Source organism: Mycobacteroides immunogenum (assembly GCF_001605725.1).
Taxonomy (GTDB): Bacteria; Actinomycetota; Actinomycetes; order Mycobacteriales; family Mycobacteriaceae; genus Mycobacterium; species Mycobacterium immunogenum.
The window spans coordinates 4418585-4441489 of record NZ_CP011530.1; the positions used below are offsets into that span (position 1 = coordinate 4418585).

Sequence of the window (22905 nt, forward strand, 5' to 3'; positions counted from 1 at the left end):
CTGCAAAAAGTCGATCTCGCGAGACAGCACGACACTGATGGACCAGCAGCACAACGAAAAAGGGCCCCGGGGTTATCCCAGGGCCCTTTTTCGTCTGAACTAGCGGTAGTCGCTGTATCCGTAGTCGTCCAGCGGCACCGCAGCACCGGTGTTGGAACCGAAATCGGGGCTGTAGTACTGATCCTCGTACGACGGGATCGTGTACGCCGCGGCCCGCGCCTCTTCGGTCGGCTGCACCGAGATGTTGCGGTAGCGGTTGATACCGGTACCGGCCGGGATCAACTTACCGATGATGACGTTCTCCTTCAGACCATTCAGTCTGTCGCTGCGGCAGTTGATGGCCGCATCGGTCAGCACGCGAGTGGTCTCCTGGAAGGACGCCGCCGACAGCCACGAGTCGGTGGCCAGCGATGCCTTGGTGATACCCATCAGCACCGGACGGCCGGCCGCGGGCTCGCCGCCCTCGGCCACCACGCGACGGTTCTCCGACTCGAACTCGCCACGCTCGGTGAGCGAGCCGGGCAGGAATTCCGTTGCGCCCGAGTCGATGATCGTCACGCGGCGCAGCATCTGGCGCACGATGACCTCGATGTGCTTGTCGTGGATCGACACACCCTGGCTGCGGTACACCTCCTGAACCTCGTTGACCAGGTGCACCTGCACCTGACGCGGACCCATCACGCGGAGCACCTCGTGCGGATCGGCCGCACCTTCCATCAGCTGCTGTCCGACCTCGACGTGGTCGCCGTCGGCCAGCGGACGCTCGGAGCCGTCTTCGTGCTTGAAGACGCGCAGACGCTGACGCTTGGAGAGCTTGTCGTAGACGACTTCCTCGCCGCCATCGTCCGGGACGATGGTGATCTTGTAGAAGCGCTCGCCCTCTTCCAGGCGCACCCGTCCGGTGACGTCGGCAATCGGCGCCTTGCCCTTGGGAACTCGCGCCTCGAACAGCTCGGTGACACGCGGCAGACCACCGGTGATGTCGTCACCGACGCCACCCTGGTGGAACGTACGCATGGTCAGCTGGGTACCGGGCTCACCGATCGACTGGGCGGCCACGATGCCCGCCGCCTCGCCGATGTCGACAAGCTTGCCGGTCGCCATCGAGCGGCCGTAGCACATCGCGCAGACCCCGGTGCCGGTGGTGCAGGTGAGCACCGACCGGACCTTGACCGTGGTGACACCCGCGGCGAGCAGCTTCTCGATCGCCGGGTCACCCAGGTCGTGTCCACGCTCCACCAGCACGTTGCCATCGGCATCCACCGCGTCGGCGGCGAGAGTCCGTGCGTAGGCGGAGGTTTCGATGTGCGCATCGCGGATCAGCGTGCCGTCGGCCTGCTTCTCGGCGATGGTCACGTTGATGCCACGCTCGGTGCCGCAGTCGTGCTCGCGGACGATGACGTCCTGCGAGACGTCCACCAGACGACGGGTCAGGTAACCCGAGTCAGCGGTACGGAGCGCGGTATCGGCGAGACCCTTACGAGCGCCGTGCGTGTTGATGAAGTACTCGAGAACGGTCAGGCCCTCACGGAACGAGGACTTGATCGGACGCGGGATGTACTCACCCTTCGGGTTGGTCACCAGACCCTTCATGCCCGCCAGGTTGCGCACCTGGGTCATGTTTCCGGTCGCGCCGGACTTGGGCAGCAAGGTGATCGGGTTGTCGGCCGGGTAGTGCTCCTCCAGCGCCTTACCGACCTCGTCGGTGGCTTCCTGCCAGATCTTGACCAGCGCGTCGCGACGCTCCTGCTGGTTCAAAGCACCACGCTGGTACTGCTTTTCGATCCGCTCCGCTTCCTTCTCGTAGCGGTCGAGGATCTCCGCCTTCTGCGGCGGCACCAGCACGTCGGCCATGGAGACCGTGACTCCCGAACGCGTGGCCCAGTGGAAACCGGCGTCCTTGAGCTTGTCGACGGTCTGCGCGACCACGATCATCGGGAACCGCTCGGCGAGATCGTTGATGATCGCCGACTGCACCTTCTTGTGCATCTGCTTGTTCACGAACGGGTACCCGTGGGGCAGCAGTTCGTTGAACAGCACGCGGCCGAGCGTGGTCTCGGCGACCCAGGCATCACCTGGCTGCCAACCGTTTTCAAACAGCTCGGCCTCAACCTCGGCCGGCGGACGCTGCTGCGTCAGCCGCACCCGGATAGGTGCCCGGACACTCAGCGCACCGCGGTCCATCGCCATGATGGCCTCGGCGGGCGAGCTGTACACGCCCTCCTCCGGCTGATCCTTGGCGGCGGGCACGTGTGCACCGGTGTCGCCGGGGATCTCGGTGGTCAGGAAGTACAGACCGGTCACCATGTCCAGACGGGGCATGGCCAGCGGGCGACCCGACGCGGGCGACAGGATGTTGTTCGAGGACAGCATCAGGATGCGAGCCTCGGCCTGCGCCTCCGCCGACAGCGGCAGGTGCACGGCCATCTGGTCACCGTCGAAGTCGGCGTTGAACGCCTCACACACGAGCGGGTGCAGCTGAATTGCCTTGCCTTCCACCAGCTGCGGCTCGAAGGCCTGGATACCCAGGCGGTGCAGCGTAGGTGCACGGTTCAGCAGCACCGGGTGCTCGGCGATGACCTCTTCGAGGACATCCCACACCTGGGCGCGCTGACGCTCCACCATGCGCTTGGCGCTCTTGATGTTCTGCGCGTGGTTCAGGTCGACCAGACGCTTCATCACGAACGGCTTGAACAGCTCGAGAGCCATCAGCTTGGGCAGACCGCACTGGTGCAGCTTGAGCTGCGGGCCGACCACGATGACCGAACGGCCCGAGTAGTCGACGCGCTTACCGAGCAGGTTCTGACGGAAGCGGCCCTGCTTGCCCTTGAGCAGATCGGACAGCGACTTCAGCGGACGGTTACCCGGTCCGGTGACCGGACGTCCACGACGGCCGTTGTCGAACAGCGCGTCCACGGACTCCTGCAGCATCCGCTTCTCGTTGTTGACGATGATCTCGGGCGCGCCCAGATCGATCAGTCGCTTGAGGCGGTTGTTGCGGTTGATGACGCGGCGGTACAGGTCGTTGAGATCGGAGGTCGCGAAGCGGCCACCGTCGAGCTGAACCATCGGGCGCAGCTCCGGCGGGATCACCGGCACCGCGTCCAGCACCATGCCACCGGGTGAGTTGGTGGAGTTCTGGAACGCCGCCACCACCTTCAGGCGCTTGAGGGCGCGCAGCTTCTTCTGTCCCTTGCCGCTGCGGATGGTCTCGCGCAGGTTCTCGGCCTCGGCGTCGAGATCGAAGGTCTGGATCAGCTTCTGCACGGCCTCGGCACCCATGGCGCCGGTGAAGTACTCGCCGTAGCGATCCACCAGCTCGCGGTAGAGCACCTCATCGACGATCAGCTGCTTGGTAGCCAGCTTGGTGAAGGTGGTCCAGATCTCGTCGAGCCGGTCCAGCTCACGCTGCGACCGATCGCGGAGCTGACGCATCTCGCGCTCGCCACCGTCACGCACCTTGCGGCGCACGTCGGACTTGGCACCCTCGGCCTCCAGCTCGGCCAGGTCGGCCTCGAGCTTCTGGGCACGGGCCTCCAGGTCGGCGTCACGCTGATCGGCGACGGCCTTCTTCTCGACCTCCATCTCGGCCTCAAGCGTCGAGAGCTCGTTGTGGCGGAGCTCGTCGTCGACCGAGGTGATGACGTAGGCGGCGAAGTAGATGATCTTCTCGAGATCCTTCGGCGCCAGGTCCAGCAGGTAGCCAAGGCGCGACGGAACACCCTTGAAGTACCAGATGTGCGTGACCGGGGCGGCCAGTTCGATGTGGCCCATCCGCTCACGGCGCACCTTGGCGCGAGTCACCTCGACGCCGCAGCGCTCACAGATGATGCCCTTGAAGCGCACGCGCTTGTACTTGCCGCAGTAGCACTCCCAGTCGCGAGTAGGTCCGAAGATCTTCTCGCAGAACAGGCCGTCCTTCTCGGGCTTGAGCGTGCGGTAGTTGATGGTCTCCGGCTTCTTGACTTCGCCGAAGGACCAGTTACGGATGTCATCCGCCGACGCGAGGCCGATACGGAGTTCATCGAAGAAGTTGACGTCCAGCACGTAAACTCCCTTTCCCCTTGCGGGATAGAAATCGGTTAGGCGAAGTCCTCAATGGACGCAGATTCGTTGCGGGACAGGTTGATTCCCAGGTTCGCGGCAGCGCGCTCCAGGTCCTCGTCGTCGCCGTCGCGCATCTCGATGGCAGCGCCGTCCTTGGACAGCACCTCCACGTTGAGGCACAGCGACTGGAGTTCCTTGAGCAGAACCTTGAACGACTCGGGGATACCCGGCTCCGGGATGTTCTCGCCCTTGACGATCGCCTCGTAGACCTTCACGCGACCGACGGTGTCGTCGGACTTGATGGTCAACAGCTCCTGCAGCGTGTACGCCGCACCGTAGGCCTGCATGGCCCAGCACTCCATCTCACCGAACCGCTGGCCACCGAACTGCGCCTTACCACCGAGCGGCTGCTGGGTGATCATCGAGTACGGGCCGGTCGAACGCGCGTGGATCTTGTCGTCGACCAAGTGGTGCAGCTTCAAGATGTACATGTAGCCGACGGTCACCGGGTACGGGAACGGCTCGCCGCTACGGCCGTCGAACAGCCGCGCCTTGCCGTCACCGTCCACCATGACCTCGCCGTCCCGGTTGGGCAGCGTCGAGGACAGCAGTCCGGTCAGCTCCTCCTCGCGGGCACCGTCGAACACCGGGGTGGCCGTGCGGGTGTCGGCGGGCGCCGACTGCAGGTCCTCGGGGAGGTTCTGCGCCCACTCGGGATCGCCCTCGATGTTCCAGCCGGTCTTGGCGATCCACCCGAGGTGGGTTTCCAAGATCTGGCCGATGTTCATACGACGCGGCACACCGTGGGTGTTCAGGATGATGTCCACCGGGGTGCCATCGGGCAGGAACGGCATGTCCTCGACGGGCAGGATCTTGCCGATGACGCCCTTGTTGCCGTGGCGTCCGGCCAGCTTGTCACCGTCGGAGATCTTGCGCTTCTGCGCGACGTACACGCGAACCAGCTCGTTCACGCCGGCGGGCAGGTCGTCGTCGTCATCACGCGAGAAGACGCGGATGCCGATGACCTTTCCGGACTCACCGTGCGGCACCTTCAGAGAGGTGTCGCGAACCTCGCGGGCCTTCTCACCGAAGATGGCACGCAGCAGGCGCTCCTCGGGGGTCAGCTCGGTTTCACCCTTCGGGGTGACCTTGCCGACGAGGATGTCGCCGTCACGGACCTCGGCGCCGATGCGGACGATGCCGCGCTCGTCGAGGTCAGCCAGCACCTCGTCGGAGACGTTCGGGATGTCCCGGGTGATCTCCTCGGCGCCCAGCTTGGTGTCGCGCGCATCGATTTCGTGCTCTTCGATGTGAATCGAGGTGAGCACGTCCTCTTCCACCAGACGGTTGGACAGGATGATGGCGTCCTCGTAGTTGTGGCCTTCCCACGGCATGACTGCCACGAGCAGGTTCTTACCGAGAGCCATTTCGCCGTTCTCGGTGCAAGGACCGTCTGCGAGAACCTGACCGACCTCGACCCGCTGACCCTCGTCAACGATGGGCTTCTGGTTGGCGCAGGTGCCGTGGTTCGAGCGAGCGAACTTGCGCAACCGGTAGCTCTGCCGGGTGCCGTCGTCCGCCATCACGGTGACGTAGTCGGCGGACACCTCTTCGATGACACCGGCCTTCTCCGCGACGACGACGTCGCCGGCGTCGATGGCAGCACGCAGTTCCATGCCGGTACCGACCAGCGGGGCCTCGCTACGCACCAGCGGAACCGCCTGGCGCTGCATGTTGGCACCCATCAGGGCACGGTTGGCGTCGTCGTGCTCGAGGAACGGAATCATGGCCGTGGCGACCGACACCATCTGGCGCGGCGAAACGTCCATGTAGTCGACCTCGGTCGCCGAGACGAACTCGACCTCGCCGCCCTTGCGGCGGACCAGGATCTTCTCCTCGGTGAAGCGACCGTTGGCGTCCACAGGCGAGTTGGCCTGCGCCACCACGTGGCGGTCCTCTTCGTCAGCCGTCAGGTAGTGGATCTCGTCAGTAACCACACCATCCGACACCTTCCGATAAGGCGTCTCGATGAAGCCGAACGGGTTGACCCGCGCGTACACCGACAGCGAGCCGATCAGGCCGATGTTCGGGCCTTCCGGGGTCTCGATCGGGCACATGCGGCCGTAGTGCGAGGGGTGCACGTCGCGGACCTCAAGGCCGGCGCGGTCACGGGTCAGACCACCGGGGCCCAGCGCCGACAGACGACGCTTGTGGGTCAGGCCCGACAGCGGGTTGTTCTGGTCCATGAACTGCGACAGCTGGCTGGTTCCGAAGAACTCCTTGATCGCCGCCACGACGGGACGGATGTTGATCAGGGTCTGCGGGGTGATCGCCTCGACGTCCTGCGTGGTCATGCGCTCACGCACAACGCGCTCCATGCGGGACAGGCCGACCCGGATCTGGTTCTGGATCAGCTCGCCGACGGTACGCAGACGACGGTTACCGAAGTGGTCGATGTCGTCCACATCCACCGGCACCTCGACGCCGCCGGGGGCGGTCATCGTGGTCTGGCCCTCGTGCAGGCGCACCAGGTACTCGATGGTGGCGACGACGTCTTCCTCGGTGAGGGTGGTGGTGGTCACCTGCGCCGGGTTGGTTCCGCCCAGACCCAGCTTCTTGTTCACCTTGTACCGGCCCACCCGGGCCAGGTCGTAGCGCTTCTCCTTGAAGAACAGGTTCTCCAGCAGGGCCTGCGCGGACTCCTTGGTCGGCGGCTCGCCCGGGCGCAGCTTGCGGTAGATGTCCAGCAGCGCCTCGTCGGGTCCGGCGATGTTGTCCTTCTCCAGGGTCCCCATCATGATCTCGGAGAACCCGAAGCGCTCGACGATCTGCTCGTTGGTCCAGCCGAGCGCCTTCAGCAGGACGGTGACGGGCTGGCGGCGCTTGCGGTCGATGCGCACACCGACGGTGTCGCGCTTGTCCACGTCGAACTCGAGCCATGCACCGCGGCCGGGGATGACCTTGACGCTGTGCAGGGTCTTCTCGGTCGACTTGTCGATGTTCTCGTCGAAGTACACACCCGGCGAACGGACGAGCTGCGAGACGACCACGCGCTCGGTGCCGTTGATGATGAAGGTGCCCATGTCGGTCATCATCGGGAAGTCACCCATGAAGACCGTCTGGCTCTTGATCTCACCAGTGTTGTTGTTGATGAACTCGGCCGTGACGAACAGCGGGGCCGCGTACGTCATGTCCTTGTCTTTGCACTCGTCGACGGGCGCCTTGACCTCGTCGAAGCGCGGGTCGCTGAAGGACAGCGACATCGAGCCGGAGAAGTCTTCGATCGGCGACAGCTCCGTGAGGATCTCCTCAAGGCCGCCGGTCGGGTTCACCTCACCGCGTGCGGTCGCAACCTCGCGCCAACGGGGCGAGCCGACCAACCATTCAAAGGAATCCGTCTGCACATCAAGCAGGCCGGGAACCGCGAGCGGTTCACGCAGCTTGGCGAAGGAAAGTCGGTTGGGTGCCCCAGGTACGGAGTTAGTAGTTGCGTTATCGGTCTTAGTCTGGCGAGAGACTGCCAAGATCGGTCCTCCAGTGTTGCCGCGCATCTGCGATGTTTTGCGCAAGCAAACGACCAAACACACACAACAAAGACCACACCGTCATCGGCGAGGGAAGGTGGGCAGGAGGCAGCCAGCGCAACGTCTAACAATAGCGTACTATCGCGCAGCCTTCAACTGCCCGGTCAATTCAGCGGATCAGCGCTGGCTGGCGGCCTCGCTGAAATCGCATGCGTCCGTGCTGCCAAACAGATTGACGCCTCGCACGCCCTCCGTCAAGAGATAGCGCCAGTATTTTCGGTGTTTCTTTCTCTGTGATGTCGAGCGCATACCGGGCGCAGGCAAAGAGCCACGATGACCTGCATGCGATATGTCCTCGGCAACCTGGACATACCTCCCCCACACCCGTCACACACACGACATCTTCGCCACCTGTGTGGGGTGTCACACCTCGCTGGCGCGGGCGCCCGTCCCATCGCCTTACGCGACAAACCAACCCAGTGAGCGCTACCCCTTTACGGGCGGGATCTGACCTGTCGGTGCGTCGTCGTCACTCGTGTTGATGGTCTGGGTGGGCTGCTCGGCGTGCGGCGGAGCCAGCGTCGCCGTGGTGACCCCGGTGGGCTCGTCGCCGAAATCGTGCACCCGGTACTGGTGGGTGCCCGCGAAACTGTCCTGGATCGCGGCCTGCGCGTCGGGAGGCAGCTGATGCATGATCTCGCGGACGCGCGCCTGCCGGCGGCCCACCGCCTTGCGCTCCGGCATACCCGGGGTGGCCTGAATCTGCGGGGGCACACCCTCGATCTCCTCGACACCACCGTCGTGGTGGCCGGCGTCCAGGTGCGCCTGCTCCTCGGCCATGGTGGCCTCGTCCTTTTCCTCGGACATACCGATCGGACCGATACGGCGGCCGTTGAGGAACTGCTTGATCACCGGCTCGTCGCTGGTCAACAGCACCTCGCGCGGACCGAACATGACCAGGTTGCGGCGGTACAGCATGCCCATGTTGTCCGGCACGGTACGAGCGATGTTGATGTTGTGCGTCACGATCAGGATGGTGGCGTCGATCTGCGCGTTGATGTCGATGAGCAGCTGGCTGAGGTACGCGGTACGCACCGGGTCCAGACCGGAGTCCGGCTCGTCACAAAGGATGATCTGGGGGTCCAGCACCAGCGAGCGGGCCAGACCGGCGCGCTTGCGCATACCGCCGGAGATCTCACCGGGGAACTTGGTCTCATGGCCGGTAAGACCCACCACGTCAAGCTTCTGCATGACGATGTCGCGGATCTCGGATTCCTTCTTCTTGGTGTGCTCACGCAAGGGGAAGGCGGTGTTGTCGTAGAGGTTCATCGAGCCGAACAGCGCGCCGTCCTGGAACATGACGCCGAACAGCTTGCGGATCTCGTAGAGCTCCTTGGACGAGCACTCCATGATGTTGGTGCCGTCGATGTAGATGGCTCCCTGCTCCGGTCGCAACAGGCCGATCAGCGACTTGAGGAACACCGACTTACCGGTACCGGACGGACCCAACAGCACGCTGACTTCACCCGGGGGCAGGGACAGGGTGACGTTCTCCCAGATTCGTTGTGAACCAAAGGACTTGGTCAAACCCTCGACGGAGACTTCTGCACCCACCAGGCGTTCCTTCCGCAACACGCACACTTCACCACGAACCCGGCCAGGCTGTGGTTCGGATCACTTTAGCGTATGCCCCAGAACTGCATCGCGTTTGTGTCCAGACCGAGTCCGGGGACTGGCTAACTGTGATAACCAGCCACTACGTCTCTAGTGCGAGCCCTCAGTCCGACGGGGATTCGGCGGATACGGCAGCGGTAGAGCTGCCCCGCCGGCGCTCCACGACGAGCAACGCCCCAGCCAGCAGCGCGATGAGCACGACGATCATCGCGACGACATCGGCGAAGACACTGGGATGGCCAAGGCCGTAGCCGGTCAGCAGATCCACCTGCGCGCGCTGGCGGACGAACTGTCCCAGGACGACGCCCAGCGCGGAAGCGGTCACCGCCAGGCCACCCACCACCGTCAGCTGTGCCGGCGACACTCCGTGAAACACCGCATAGAAAAGGTAGACGGCCAGCGTCGAGATGCCGGCCCCGGAAAGCAGCAATCCCCAGATTAGGGCGCCCTCGGTGGTTGCGGCGTGTAGTTCGATCACGGTCACCGTCACGCCGGCCACCAGCAGCAGGGTGCCCAACAATGCGACAAGCGTGCGTTTTCCCGCGTCGATCAGGTATCCGGCGAGCGGGGCGAGCACCAGTCCGGCGGTAAAAAGCGCCAGCGGCGGCGTATCGGAAGGTGCCAGCTCACGGTCAATGGACCACCACATCGCCGCATGGTCGAAGTCCGCGAACCGCACCAAGAAGGTCAGCACGGTGATCGCCAGCAGCGCCGCCAGCACAACCGGACGCGTAAGGGCGTCCGCGGCGATCAACGCCGCCGAGCCCCTGCGGCGGGTCTGCGCGAACAGACCACCGAAGGCACCCAACGCGATGATCCCGAGGATTACCGCCCGCACCGGGGAGGAGTCGTCGACCAGCAGCCAGGACAGCGCAGATACGCCGATCAGCCACAGCAACGCACCGACCAGGTCGAACGTATCGAAGGTGCCGACGAACTCGCGGTGCGGCTGGGTAAGCACGACCACCAGCACGACAACGGTCGCAGCCAGGATTCCGTAGGTGATCGAGCGCCAGTTCTGCGGCGAATTGATGTCCAGCACCTGACCCGCCAGCATCGCCAACGGGTACATCGCCACCCAGAATCCCAGCGAGAAGCCCCGCCCCTGCCGGGGTGTCGAATGCAGGACGATCAGCATCGACGCCACCATGGTCAGTCCGGCGCCCAGCGCCGAGAACAACATCACCCAGGCCAGCAGTGTCGCCGATCCCGGTATCAACGACCCGGCCGTGGACAGTGCCAGAATCACCAGACCGGTGGCCAGGAATGTGGTGGGGCGGAAGTGGTTGCCCAGCCGGGCGAACACGAGCAAGGTCACCACGGCGACTATGTCGCCGGCGACGGTCGCCCATTCGATGGAGCCGAGGGCATCCTCACCCCGGTCCACTCCCCACACCGCCGCCAGACCGTGGTCCAGCATGGTCAGCCTTGCCACGAACAATGCAGCGCACGCGATTACGACGTGCCGTACGGCCAGATTCATGTCACCTTCACCCTCTCGTCAGGTCACTCTATGGGCCGCAGCCACATTCGTCTTGCGATAGCGGTGATCGTCGGGGCAACCTACTGCCCGGTAGCGTCGGTTTTTCGTCTGCCCCGCGCCCATCGGATAGCCCGGTATGCCAGCCATCCCAGACCCACCAAAAGCGCCAGCACCACGAGAAAAGCCAGAATCGGCACCGCCAGCGCGAGAATCGTCAGCACCAGCGAAGTGCCGTCCTCGGCACTGGAAACCATCGGATTACCCACGCCGGCAGTGGTCCCGGTCACGAAGGGGCGCGCCACCATCCGGCCGGCGTGTACACCGCCCGCCGTGATGGCGCCGAGGATCGCGGCCACCGCGGGCGGCAGATTCGACGAAAGACTTGTCTCCGCGGTGAACAGAATGGCTCCCGACGCGGGTGCGATGAACGTGCCGACCGCATGCAAAACGGAATCGAGCGCCGGAATCTTGTCGCCGATCAGGTCGAGCACAAAGATGATCGCGAGCACGATCAGCGCCGGCGTAGAGGACAACCAGCCATAGGAGGGTCCGAGCTCGATCCAGCCCAGACGATCGGCCGCGCCCACCGCAAGCAACGGCAGCCAGGCATTCAGACCGGCTGCGCCCGAAAGCCCGAACGCCCCGAGGACCGCGCTGATGGCCGACGTGATCTCCATGCCACGAGTGTGACGCCGTCAGCGCGTTTCAGCGACGATTTGCCGTGTCACGCTCCAGTGGCGAGTTCCACGACCAACGGAATCCCGCCTTCGAACCACGCACGATGCAATTCGGCGATCTTGCGCCTCGACGGCAACCCCTTGCGGTGAAACATGTTCTCGACGTAGTCGAAGGGATGAACGACACCACAGAACCGCTCGCGAGCGGCCTCATACATCGGGTCGTCCGGGCCGATCGGCCGGGCCTTCCCCGCGTACGTTCCGCCGGTCAGCCGAATCCGCACGTGCGGATCGGCCTGAATGTTCTTGACCCACAGAGTGTGCCGGCCAGTGATCGCCGCCAGGTACACCCTGTTCCCGTCACGCACGGCCTTGACATAGGTGACGCGTGGACTTCCCGACTTTCTTCCGATGGTGGTCAGCACCCCGACGCCGCGTGGCACCCGGATCGCGAACCACGGCCGGTGTACCGCGTGCAGCGCGTTGGCAAACCGGCGTCGCTCCGCCAGCGCAGCCGTGGTCGTGTCCCATCCGGGCATGCGCTCAAAGACGTACTGCCCGTCGGTATAACGCAGGGAATCTGGCAGCGCCCCGTTCATGGACGAACCGCGTGCGCGAATACCTCCGGCCATGGTCTCAACGCGGGGCCCAGTTGCCGTGGAATCCCGCCGGAACGCGCTGCGGCAGATCCACCGTCGCCATCAGATCCAGTGTTTGTGCGTCCAGGACGACGAACTTGCCCTCCGATGTCCCCGCGCTGAGACCGAACCCCACCAGCACACCGTCGTCTTCAGCAGTTCCGGATGGGTTCGCCACAAAGGACATCTCTCCCACCGCCAGTGAATCGAGCGTGGTTCGAGTGTCGGTACCCGTCTCGTAGTCGAATTTGACGAGGCTGCCATCTACGTTGCCGTCGGACTCGAACGCTCCGGCGATACAGGGTAGATATCCGTACCGGTGCTTCTTACCGGTCAGCTCCTCGTTGATCCGGGGGAATTCGAGGTGACGGTCATCGCGGCGTTCCATGGCAACGGTGCCCTTGGCAAGGTTGATGACCCAGCGGTCCAGCAGACCGCGCGCATCACTAGGACCGAGCACATCGGCGGAGAACATCGAGTCGTACCGCACCAGATCAATCACGATGACTTCCTGGCCGTCACGGACCTCGGAATATCCGTTCAGCGGATGGAATACGTAGCACGGCTCGATCTCGAACCATCGCACATCGGCATTGCGGCCCTCACGCGGCATGACGCCGATCCTGGCCGGGTAGGCCGGGTTCCAGGAATACGGAATGGAGGGAGACTTGCCCGAGAGCTGAGTCGCCCTCGCCGCGATGGGGCCGGGAATCTTGATCTTGCCAATCAGGGATTGCATCACCAATTGAGCGGGTTTGCGCAGAATCGGCGGCATCGGAACCGATTTGGTGATCATGTTGGTATCAAGCGTCACCGGCAGGTCGTACAGGACGACGTACTTTTCGGTGAGGGTGAAGTCATGCATCATCGGCGAACCGTGCACCTTGATGTCTACGGTGCGGCGGGCCCTGCCGGAGGTGTCGATGACCGAATATTGGACCGTGTTTCCGCGCGCGAAAGAATATGACACGGCGTGCATTTCGCCGGTGTCAGGATCGATCTTGGGGTGGGCCGTGTACCCGCCCGGCAGCGTCCCGCGGAAGTCGCAGGGGCCGACGGTATCCAACTCGTCAGTGAGTTCGTAGTTGGCGATACCGCCCTCGACCAACGCCAACGTGCGGCCCGCGTGACTGAGCGCATTGGTGTTGGGCCCGATCAGCGACGTCCCTGCCGAACTGCCCACGGGCGGCACCGGTTCGCCGAGCGCCTTGCGCACCGACCCGGTGCGTACCCAGCGATTGCGGTACCACTGCGCCGTGCCGTCGCGCAGCGACAGGCCGTGCACCATCGCGTCCCCGCTGAAGAGGTGATACGTCGCGGGGTCCACCTCGGCAGCAGGGTTGGGTCCGTTGCGCAGGTAACGCCCGTCCAGATAGTCCGGAAGGGTGCCGGTGACTTTCAAATCGGTGCTGGTCATTTCCTGCTGAACCGGCTCCCACACTCCGGTCAGATACGGGCTTTCGGTGGCGAGCGGCTGAGCTGTGGCGGTCATCGCGTCCTCCAAGGGGCTGGCTGGCATAACGCTGTTATTACGACGTTATGGTGAACGTACTCCCGTTGTGCGAACATGGCAAGACCATGAGTTCATCTGTCCGACGAAAAAGTGAGGGTGCAGATCGGGCGGTGACCCGTAACCCCCGGGTTGATCTCGTCTCCGCGGCCGTGCGACTTCTCAACGAGCAGGGCCCCGACGCGTTGCAGACGCGCAAGATAGCCGCCGCGGCGGGCACCTCCACCATGGCCGTCTACACCTATTTCGGCGGCATGCGAGAGCTGATCGCCGAAGTGGCCGAGGAAGGGCTGCGCCAGTTCGCCGACGCCCAGGCCGCTGTCGCGCAGACCGACGACGTGATCGCCGACTTCATGTTGACGGGTATGGCCTACCGCCAGTTCGCGATTGACTACCCGCACATGTACCGATTGATGTTCGGAACAACCAGTGCGCATGGCGTCAACGCTCCCCGTAAGAACATGTTCGACACCTCGCACCTGACCCCCGAGCACCCCAGCGCGGCCTATCTGTTCCGATCCGTGCAGCGCGCCATGGCCGCCGGCCGGATCGACGGCTCCCCCGATGATGCCGCGAAGGTCGCCGCGACGGCCGCCAAGTTCTGGACCGTGATGCACGGGTTCGTCATGCTGGAGCTGGCCGGATTTTGGGGCGACGACGGCGCCGCCGTGGGCCCGGTGCTGGGCTCGATGACGACGGATCTTCTTATCGCCCTGGGCGATACCCCCGAGCGGGTCAGCGGTTCAGCGGCCGCCGCCGCGGCCCGGATCGCGGCATCCATTTAGGGCGCCCGGCACTTCGATGAGTGTGCGGATCGTGTCGATTTTCCGCGGAATCTCGACCGGATCCGCACACTCGGGGATCTCAAAAAAGGCTCTATTGCCATGAATGTGGGTCGGGTGGGGTGTGCTATGTCTCGCGTGGCGGAGTGGTCTGGGCGCACGGGTAGCTCATAGGTTCGAAAGCTCCTACACCTCGTACCAAGGAGCTTGCCCGTGCGCGCGACCACTTTACTCAACCGTGTCCTCGACCTGCCGAAGACCACGGTCCGCGACGTCGAGTGCGGCGACAAGGTGACGGTGTGGGTGCGCCCGCAACAGCGGGTGATGTCCTGTCCGCATTGCGATTTCCGTACCCGGCACCGCTACGACACACGGATGGTGGATTCGGCGTGGCGGCACCTGGACCTCAGTGGGCGGGTATGTGTGCTCAAACTGCGGCGACGTCGGTTGCGCTGCCCCGAGCACGGTGTCCTGGCCGAGTCAGTGCCGTTCGCGCGGCCGGGATCGGGGTTCACCCGCGACTTCGAGGACCTTGCGGTCTGGCTGGCCGCCAAGTGTGACAAGAAGACGGTGTCGACGTTCTGCCGCGTCACGTGGCGCACCGTCGGGGCGATGTGTTCGCGCGTCGTGGCCGAGAAACTGGACCCCGACCGGCTGGCCGGGCTGGTCGACATCGGCGTCGATGAGATCTCCTGGCGCAAGCACCACAAGTATTTGACTTTGGTGTCCGACCACGACACCGGCACAATCGTGTGGGGTGCGCCGGGCAAGAAGGCAGCCACTCTCGACGCGTTCTTCACCGCGGCCCTACCCGCCGATGGCGCGAAGAAGATCGAGGCCGTGTCGATGGACCTCGGGCCGGCATTCGCGAAATCCGTTCGCGCACATGCCCCGCAGGCGGTGATCTGCTTCGATCCGTTCCATGTCGTCAAACTAGCCACCGACGCCCTCGACGACGTTCGCCGTCAGGTATGGCAGTCCGCGCGCAAACTGTCGGACAAGCAGATCGCCAAAACCTACAAGGGAGCCCGCTGGGCGCTGCTGAAGAACCCCGAATCCCTCACCGACACACAGAAAGCCACCCTCGCCCAGCTCAAACGCGAGGGCGGCGCACTGGTCCGCGCCTACGAACTGAAGGAATCGCTGCGGGCGGTGTTCGCCGGGGATCTTGACGCCGACACCGTCACCGACATGCTCGGGAAATGGTGCTCATGGGCGCAGCGGTGCCGGATCCCGCAGTTCGTCAAGGTCGGCCGAACCATCAACAAACACCTCGATGGCATCCAAGCCGCGGTGGAGCGCGGACTGGCCAACGGCCGCCACGAAGGGCTCAACAACAAGGTCCGGTTGATCATCCGCAGGGCCTACGGCTTCCACAACGCCGAGAACGCGCTCGCCATGATCATGCTCGTCTGCGGACCGGTGACCCTCGAACTCCCATACCACACATGAGGTCATCCACATTCATGGCAATAGAGCCTCAAAAAAGACACTGGCCCCGGAAGTCCGAAGACTTCCGGGGCCAGTGTGAAAGGTACTGCGAACTACTTGACGGTGACCGTCGCGCCAGCGGACTCGAGCTTGGCCTTGGCGTCGTCGGCGGCCTCCTTGGCGACCTTCTCCAGCAGCGGCTTGGGGGCGCCGTCGACCAGGTCCTTGGCTTCCTTCAGGCCCAGGCCGGAGACGATCTCGCGCACAACCTTGATGACGCCGATCTTCTTGTCGCCGGCGCTCTCCAGGATGACGTCGAACTCGCTCTGCTCTTCAGCAGCGTCAGCGGCGGCCGGGGCAGCGCCAACGGCGGCAACGGCGACCGGAGCGGCAGCGGTAACTTCGAACTTCTCCTCGAACGCCTTGACGAACTCGGACAGCTCGAGCAGGGTCAGCTCGGCGAACGCGTCAAGCAGTTCTTCGGTGCTCAGCTTTGCCATAATTTTGGTTCCTTCCTTGATTTACAACAGGTTTGGGTTTGAGTTGAGCGGACGCTTACGCGGCGCTCTCTTCGCCGGCCTTCTTCTCCTGAAGGGCCGCGGCCAGGCGTGCAACCTGAGACGCCGGAGCCACGAACAGCCCGGCAGCCTTGTGCAGGTTGCCCTTCATCGCGCCAGCCAGCTTGGCCAGCAGCACCTCGCGCGTTTCCAGATCCGCGATGCGCTCAACCTCGGCGACTGACAGAGCGCGGCCATCCATGTAGCCGCCCTTGATGATCAGTGCCTTGTTGTCCTTCGCGAAGGTCTTGATGGCCTTCGCAGCGTCCACGGGCTCACCCTTGATGAACGCGATTGCCGTTGGGCCGGCGAACAGCTCGTCCAGGCCCTCCACACCGGCGTCCGCAGCCGCACGCTTGACCAGCGTGTTCTTGGCAACGGCGTAGGTGGCGGAAGCTCCGAGGGAGCGGCGGAGGGTGGCCAGAGCGGTCACCGACAAGCCGCGGTACTCGGTGATCACGGTCGCAGTCGAATCCTTGAACTGCTCAGTGATCTCGGCAACGGCGGTGACCTTGTCAGTCTTGGCCATGTATTGCCTCCTCATCTCGTTTCGGTCGCTACACCTCGGACAAGACGGTCTGACGATCGAGAAGGCATCTAAAACGACGAACGCCCCGACGCAGACAGGTCGGGGCGTGAGAATCCACAGGCCTTGGGCCCGCGGGTCTAACCTCGTCCTCCTGCGTGGGCCGCCAGGACGAGTCCTGAACCTTCAACCTCTGACGAGGTGACCGACGGTCTTCGGTGGAGCTGGATCAGGTTACCGCAGATGAGGGCAATCATCCAAAACGGCCCCGAACTCCCGTGGTATCCAGGAATGGTGCCGCTGTCCTCCGAAGTTCCGACCCGATCGGGCGTTGCACGCAACGGCGATATCGAACTCTTCTACGAAGACCTGGGCAACCCCGACGATCCCGCCGTGATCCTGGTGATGGGAGTAGCGGCCCAGCTTCCCATGTGGCCGGACGGGTTCTGCCAACAACTGCTCAACCGCGGCTATCGGGTGATCCGCTTCGACAACCGCGACTGCGGTCTGTCCACAAAGCTGGACGGGCAGAAAGCACCGGGATCGGTGCAGCGCCGGGTGGTGCGCTACGCCTTCGGCATGGGCAGCGAGGTGCCGTACACCCTGATCGACATGGCCGAGGACGTCCGCTGTCTGGTGGACCACCTCGGCCTGGACGCGGTGCATATCGCGGGCGCCTCGATGGGCGGCATGATCGTGCAGGTCTTCGCCGGCACCTATCCCGAGCGCGTCAACTCGGTGGGCATCATCTATTCGGCGACCGGGCGCCCGTTCTCGCGGCTACCGTCCTGGCAGTTGATCAGGACAGCCATCAACGCTCCCGGCAAGAACGCCAGCCCCGAGGAATGGCTTGAGTTCGAGGTGAACAACGGAATCGTCTACAACGGACCCGACAACCTGCCCTCCCGCGAGGAGCTACGCAACCGCATCCTCGATCACCGCGCCCGCAGCGACTACAAAATCGGCACCGTGCGCCAATTCGACGCCATCCTGGGCACCGGGAGCCTGCTGCGCTTCACCCGCGCCATCACCGCACCGGCCGTCGTGATTCACGGCCGCAACGACCCGCTGGTGCCGTATCAGAACGGACGGGTGGTGGCCAAGAACATCCGCAACGCACGTTTCGCACTCATCGACGGCATGGGCCACGATCTGCCCGAACCCGTGTGGAAACCCGTCACCGATGAGTTGTTGGCAACTTTTGACAGCTGCGTGCAGGACTGACTAGGGCCGTAGGGGCATGATGCGGCACACTTGCATTTCATGACTGCGCAAGATCGGTCCGGCCGGAGCGTGAGTGAGGGCCGTGGGCGTCAGGTGACACCGCTCGGGCGCGTGGCCCTGATCTCCGAGGCCGCGCGGCTGGGCACCACCGGCTGGCAGGTCGCCCGCACCGCCGGACGCGTGCTGGGCAAGCTCACCAAGAAGGGCAGCCTGGAACAGAAGTTCATCGCCGAGCTCCCCCAGACCTTCTCCGATCTAGGCCCCACGTACGTCAAGCTCGGGCAGATCATCGCGTCCAGCCCTGGCGCGTTCGGCGAGCCGCTCTCCCGGGAGTTCCGCGGCTTGCTGGACCGCGTCCCGCCCGCCGACCCAACCGAGGTCCGCGAGCTCATCATCGCCGAGCTGGGATCCGAACCGGAGAAACTGTTCGCCTCCTTCGACACCGAACCGTTCGCCTCCGCCTCCATCGCCCAGGTGCACTACGCGACACTGCATTCCGGCGAGGATGTGGTGGTCAAGATCCAGCGTCCCGGGATTCGCAGACGGGTGGCGGCGGATCTGCAGATCCTCAAACGTGGCGCGGTGCTGCTGGAGTTCGGCAAGGTGGGCCGGATGCTCTCGGCCCGCGATGTGGTGGACGACTTCTCTGGAAATCTCTCCGAGGAACTCGATTTCCTCGCCGAGGGGCAGGCCATGCAAACCTGGGTGGAACACCTGCACACCTCCTCGCTCGGCAAGAACATCCGGGTGCCGGATGTGCATTGGCACTACACGACATCCAAGGTGCTCACCATGGAACGGGTGCACGGCATCCGCATCGACGACGCGCCAGCCATCCGTAAAGCGGGTTTCGACGGCACCGAGTTGGTGAAGTCGCTGTTGTTCTCGGTGTTCGAATCCGGCCTGCGTCAGGGCCTGTTTCACGGCGACCTACACGCGGGCAATCTGCTGGTCGACGACGAAGGCCGAATTGTGTTCCTGGACTTCGGCATCGTCGGCTTCATCGATCCCAGGACGCGCTGGCTACTGCGCGAATTGATCCACGCACTGCTGGTCAAGAAGGATCATCGCGCCGCGGGAAAGATCGTGGTACTACTGGGCGCGGTCGGCAACCCCGGGGACGCCGACAAGGGCACCCAGGATATCCAGGCGTTTGCCACTCCCCTGACCATGAAATCGCTTGGGGATATGTCGTATTCGGATATCGGCAAGCAGCTGTCCACGCTCGCCGAGCAATATGACGTCAAATTGCCGCGTGAGCTGGTGCTCATCGGCAAGCAATTCCTGTACGTCGAGCGCTACATGAAGCTGCTGGCACCGCGCTGGCAGATGATGGACGACCCGGAACTCAAGGGCTACTTCGGCAATTTCATCGTCGACATCAGCCGTGAGCACAACCGCGAGGGAGATATCTGAGATGACGGCCAGCACCGCCAAGGTTGGCGATATCGAGTTGTGCTACGAGGAATTCGGCAATCCGGCCGACCCTGCGGTGTTGCTCATCATGGGCATCGGCGCGCAAATGGTGTTCTGGCGCCCCGAATTCTGCCAACAGCTCGCCGACCAGGGGTACCGCGTCATCCGATTCGACAACCGGGACTGCGGTCTGTCGACCAAATTGGACGGGGTGCGCGCCGGTGGTGGCTCGCTGGTTCCAAGCATGGCGAAATTCCTTGCCGGAGTAAAGATCACCGGCACCGCCTATACATTGGTGGACATGGCCGGCGACGCCGCGGGCTTGCTCGATCACCTCGGCATCGAACAAGCCCACATTGTGGGCGCGTCGATGGGCGGCATGATCGCGCAGGTATTCGCCGCCGAGCATCCCGAGCGGACCGCAACGGTCACCATCATCATGTCGAGCAACAATCAGCCGTTCCTGCCTCCGCCCGGCCCCCGCCAACTGATGGCACTGCTGAAGCCGCCGCCCGAGGGCGCCAGCCGCGAGCAGATCATCGCCAACAGCGTGCAGGTCGGCCGGATCATCGGCAGCCCGAAATACCGTCAGTCAGAATCGAAGTCGTATCTGCATGCCGCCGAGTACTATGATCGCAGCTACTACCCCAGGGGATTCGCCCGGCAATTCGCCGCGATCATGGGGACCGGCAGCTTGGCGCCCTTCGACAATCGGATCACCGCCCCCGCACTGGTTTTGCATGGCAAGGCCGACAAGTTGATGCGTCCTTCCGGTGCCCGTGCCATCGCCCGGGCCACGCCGGGATCGCGCCTGGCGCTGATCGATGGAATGGGCCATGACCTACCCGAGCCGCTCTGGGGCCGCATCATCACCAAACTCACCGAGAACTTCGCCCGATCCGAGTCCGCGGAGGACGCGCCGGAAGCCGAGGCGGCGGGCCGCTAATTAGCTCCCCTAGGGAACGATTTTCACAAGCTCAAACTGCTTGTTAATTCTGCGCGGAACCCTTGTCGGTGCGGTAATCGTGCCCTAGCCTCGGCACGGGACACACAGCCACCACCAGATCCGATCAATCGTTCGCGCGCCGTTCGGGGCACCGCGCCATCTCTCCTGAGAGGCCGCCGCATGTCCAAATTGACTCCGAAGTTCTCGGATGTACAGGCCCATTACGACCTGTCCGACGAATTCTTCGCATTGTTTCTCGATACCAGCAGGACTTATAGCTGTGCGTACTTCGAGCCGGAGACCCTGACGCTGGCGCAAGCACAACAAGCCAAGATCGACCTTGCCCTCGGGAAACTGGATTTGGAACCCGGAATGACACTGCTGGACGTGGGCTGCGGGTGGGGCTCCACCATGAAACGCGCGCTTGAGCAGTACGACGTGAACGTCATCGGCCTGACTCTCAGCAAGAACCAGTTCGCGTATGTCGACACGCTGTTGCGCTCCGCAGAAAGTTCGCGCAACTACGAGGTCCGGCTGGCCGGGTGGGAAGAATTCGAGGGCACCGTCGATCGCATCGTCAGTATCGGCGCCTTCGAACATTTCGGCCACGAACGGTATGACAGTTTCTTCTCGATGGCGCACCGGGTGCTGCCTTCGGACGGAAAGATGTTGTTACACACCATCGTCAGTCACCATCCCGACGAGTGGAAGCGCATGGGAATCCCGCTGCTGATGTCCCGGGTCCGGTTCATCTACTTCATCGGCACCGAGATATTCCCTGGCGGGCGTTTACCTTCCGTCCCCATGGTGGACAAACACGCGGCACTGGCGGGCTTCCACATCACTCGCCATCACTCGCTGCAACCCCACTACGCCAGAACTCTGGACTGCTGGGCCGAGAATCTGGCCGCACACAAGGATGAGGCCATTGCGATCCAGTCCCAAGAGGTTTACGACCGGTACATCAAGTATCTGACCGGGTGCGCCGACGGATTCCGCGAGGGATGGATCGATATCGTTCAGTTCACCTGCGAGAAGTAGGAGTCGACAAGGCCCTGTACCGACGGGATCGCCGCGCTCCTGTCGGTGGGCACCAGCCCGATGCGGGTACGCCGATCCAGAATGTCGTCGGCGTCCAGGGCCCCTTCATGAGTAAGCGCGAATTCGGCCTGCTCACGAGTGATCGCGACACCTTCAACCAGCCGGGTACCTGCGACACCCGGCCAGTCGTCCACCACCGCCAAGTTTTCTGTCACGCACTCAGCGGCCCGTAGTGGGCGCCGCTCTAGCCCGGCATCCAGCGCGTCCTGGGCCATCTTTCGATATGTGGTCAGCTTGCCGCCCACCACACTGACGACCCCAGATTCCGACACTCGCACCGCATGCTTACGGGAGAGATCCGCGGTCGCCGAATCGTCGCCGTCGAGCAGCGGGCGCAGTCCTGCGAAACGCCCCACCACATCCGCCCCGGACAACGACGTCTGCAACACCGTGTTGACCGTGTCGAGAAGGAATTGCTCTTCTGCCGCAGAAGGTTCGGCGACATCCGGTATCGGCCCGGGAGCCGGCTCGTCGGTGAGCCCGAGATACACGCGATTGTGGATGGCAGGCAATGCGAACACGAACCGGTTGATGGTGCCGGGCACCGGGACCGTCAGCGCCGCCGTCAGGGCGCCGAAGCTCTCGGCCCGAAACACCAGGTGCGTTCCGCGGCTGGGACGCAGCTTGATATCGCGGTCAACCTGTCCGGCCCATACGCCGGCGGCGTTGATGACCAGGCCCGCCCGCACTGCGATGGTGTTACCGGTCAGCTCGTCACGAAGCACCGCACCATCGCCGGTCACCTGCTCGGCCGACACCCGGGTGAGGATCCGGGCGCCCAGCCCGGCGGCCGTGCGCGCGATCGACACCACCAATCGTGCGTCGTCGACCAGCTGTCCGTCGAACGCCATCAGCCCGCCGCGCAGCCCGCTGCGGCGCACTGTCGGGGCGCGGCGAATGACCTCACCGGCATCGATGGCGCGGGAACGCGGCAGCACCTCGGCCGAGGTGTGTGCGAGCTTGCGCAGTCCATCGCCTGCGATGAACCCCACTCGTACCAGCGTGCGGCTGAACATGCTCACCGCCGGATGCAACGGAACCACCTGGGCCAGCGGATGAATCAGGTGCGGGGCGGTACGGGTCATCAAGATATGGCGCTCCACCGCGCTTTCCCGGGCCACACCCACCTGCCCCGAAGCCAGGTAACGCAATCCGCCGTGTACCAGCTTCGAGCTGAATCGGCTTGTCCCAAAAGCTAAATCGTGCTTCTCCACCAGGGCTACCCGCAATCCGCGGCTCGCCGCGTCGAGCGCCACCCCGACTCCGGTGATGCCGCCGCCGATCACCAGGACGTCGACCGGGGCACCACCGGCCAGCGCGTCCAGGTCGGCGCGGCGGCGCGTGCTGTTGAGCTGCGTTGTCATCACTT

The 22905-nt window shown here is 64.1% G+C and carries 16 protein-coding genes; 6 read left to right on the forward strand and 10 right to left on the reverse strand.

All coding sequences use genetic code 11. The features are described 5' to 3' along the window. Positions 1–99 precede the first annotated feature (99 nt). The 7 genes from ABG82_RS21895 to ABG82_RS21925 form a co-directional block, all read right to left on the reverse strand. The gene (locus ABG82_RS21895) at positions 100–4047 is read right to left on the reverse strand and encodes a DNA-directed RNA polymerase subunit beta' (protein WP_043076419.1); all 3948 of its coding nucleotides are present in this window, start codon (positions 4045–4047) and stop codon (positions 100–102) included. A gap of 35 nt (positions 4048–4082) precedes the next feature. Further along, positions 4083–7598 carry a DNA-directed RNA polymerase subunit beta gene (gene rpoB / locus ABG82_RS21900; protein ID WP_078343695.1) on the reverse strand — a complete coding sequence of 1172 codons (3516 nt, stop codon included), beginning with the start codon at positions 7596–7598 and terminating at the stop codon, positions 4083–4085. A 459-nt stretch (positions 7599–8057) separates the two neighbouring features. Next, positions 8058–9185, reverse strand: a complete 1128-nt coding sequence (locus ABG82_RS21905; protein WP_043076619.1) for an ABC transporter ATP-binding protein — start codon at positions 9183–9185, stop codon at positions 8058–8060. A gap of 163 nt (positions 9186–9348) precedes the next feature. Further along, positions 9349–10728 (reverse strand): MFS transporter, encoded by a 1380-nt coding sequence (locus ABG82_RS21910; protein ID WP_043076418.1) that lies wholly within the window; start codon positions 10726–10728, stop codon positions 9349–9351. A gap of 80 nt (positions 10729–10808) precedes the next feature. After that, complete coding sequence (locus tag ABG82_RS21915) at positions 10809–11405, reverse strand: DUF4126 domain-containing protein (protein WP_043076417.1); 597 nt, start codon at positions 11403–11405, stop codon at positions 10809–10811. A 47-nt stretch (positions 11406–11452) separates the two neighbouring features. Next, positions 11453–12004, reverse strand: coding sequence for a nitroreductase family deazaflavin-dependent oxidoreductase (locus ABG82_RS21920; protein WP_052510919.1), 552 nt, complete (start codon positions 12002–12004; stop codon positions 11453–11455). A 37-nt stretch (positions 12005–12041) separates the two neighbouring features. Next, positions 12042–13535: a carotenoid oxygenase family protein gene (locus ABG82_RS21925; RefSeq protein ID WP_043076416.1), complete on the reverse strand. Its 1494-nt coding sequence runs from the start codon at positions 13533–13535 to the stop codon at positions 12042–12044. Positions 13536–13582: 47 nt separating this feature from the next. Between ABG82_RS21925 and ABG82_RS21930 the strand changes: the two genes are divergently transcribed. Together ABG82_RS21930 and ABG82_RS21935 are read left to right on the forward strand one after the other, a co-directional pair. Beyond that, complete coding sequence (locus ABG82_RS21930) at positions 13583–14338, forward strand: TetR/AcrR family transcriptional regulator (RefSeq protein WP_162269203.1); 756 nt, start codon at positions 13583–13585, stop codon at positions 14336–14338. 210 nt (positions 14339–14548) lie between these two features. Beyond that, a complete protein-coding gene (locus tag ABG82_RS21935) occupies positions 14549–15787 on the forward strand; it encodes an ISL3 family transposase (RefSeq protein WP_043080596.1) in 1239 nt (412 codons plus the stop codon). A 92-nt stretch (positions 15788–15879) separates the two neighbouring features. Here ABG82_RS21935 and rplL read toward each other — a convergent pair whose 3' ends face one another. Continuing rightward, positions 15880–16266, reverse strand: a complete 387-nt coding sequence (gene rplL / locus ABG82_RS21940; RefSeq protein ID WP_043077077.1) for a 50S ribosomal protein L7/L12 — start codon at positions 16264–16266, stop codon at positions 15880–15882. A gap of 55 nt (positions 16267–16321) precedes the next feature. Continuing rightward, positions 16322–16852: a 50S ribosomal protein L10 gene (gene rplJ, locus ABG82_RS21945; protein WP_043077076.1), complete on the reverse strand. Its 531-nt coding sequence runs from the start codon at positions 16850–16852 to the stop codon at positions 16322–16324. A gap of 288 nt (positions 16853–17140) precedes the next feature. Here rplJ and ABG82_RS21950 point away from each other — a divergent pair, with 288 nt between their 5' ends. The 4 genes from ABG82_RS21950 (at position 17141) to ABG82_RS21965 (ending at position 21476) form a co-directional block, all read left to right on the forward strand. Further along, entirely contained in the window at positions 17141–18073 is a 933-nt protein-coding gene (locus ABG82_RS21950) for an alpha/beta fold hydrolase (protein ID WP_043077075.1), read from the forward strand. Positions 18074–18184: 111 nt separating this feature from the next. Continuing rightward, on the forward strand, positions 18185–19489 hold the full coding sequence (locus tag ABG82_RS21955; RefSeq protein WP_234707994.1) for an ABC1 kinase family protein: 1305 nt from the start codon (positions 18185–18187) through the stop codon (positions 19487–19489). Between the two features lies 1 nt (position 19490). Next, positions 19491–20435, forward strand: coding sequence for an alpha/beta fold hydrolase (locus ABG82_RS21960; RefSeq protein WP_043077073.1), 945 nt, complete (start codon positions 19491–19493; stop codon positions 20433–20435). Positions 20436–20615: 180 nt separating this feature from the next. After that, positions 20616–21476, forward strand: a complete 861-nt coding sequence (locus ABG82_RS21965; RefSeq protein WP_043077072.1) for a cyclopropane mycolic acid synthase family methyltransferase — start codon at positions 20616–20618, stop codon at positions 21474–21476. Here ABG82_RS21965 and ABG82_RS21970 read toward each other — a convergent pair. After that, entirely contained in the window at positions 21455–22900 is a 1446-nt protein-coding gene (locus ABG82_RS21970; RefSeq protein WP_043077071.1) for a glycerol-3-phosphate dehydrogenase/oxidase, read from the reverse strand. The two genes, ABG82_RS21965 and ABG82_RS21970, sit on opposite strands and share 22 nt — an antisense overlap. Positions 22901–22905: the final 5 nt, after the last annotated feature.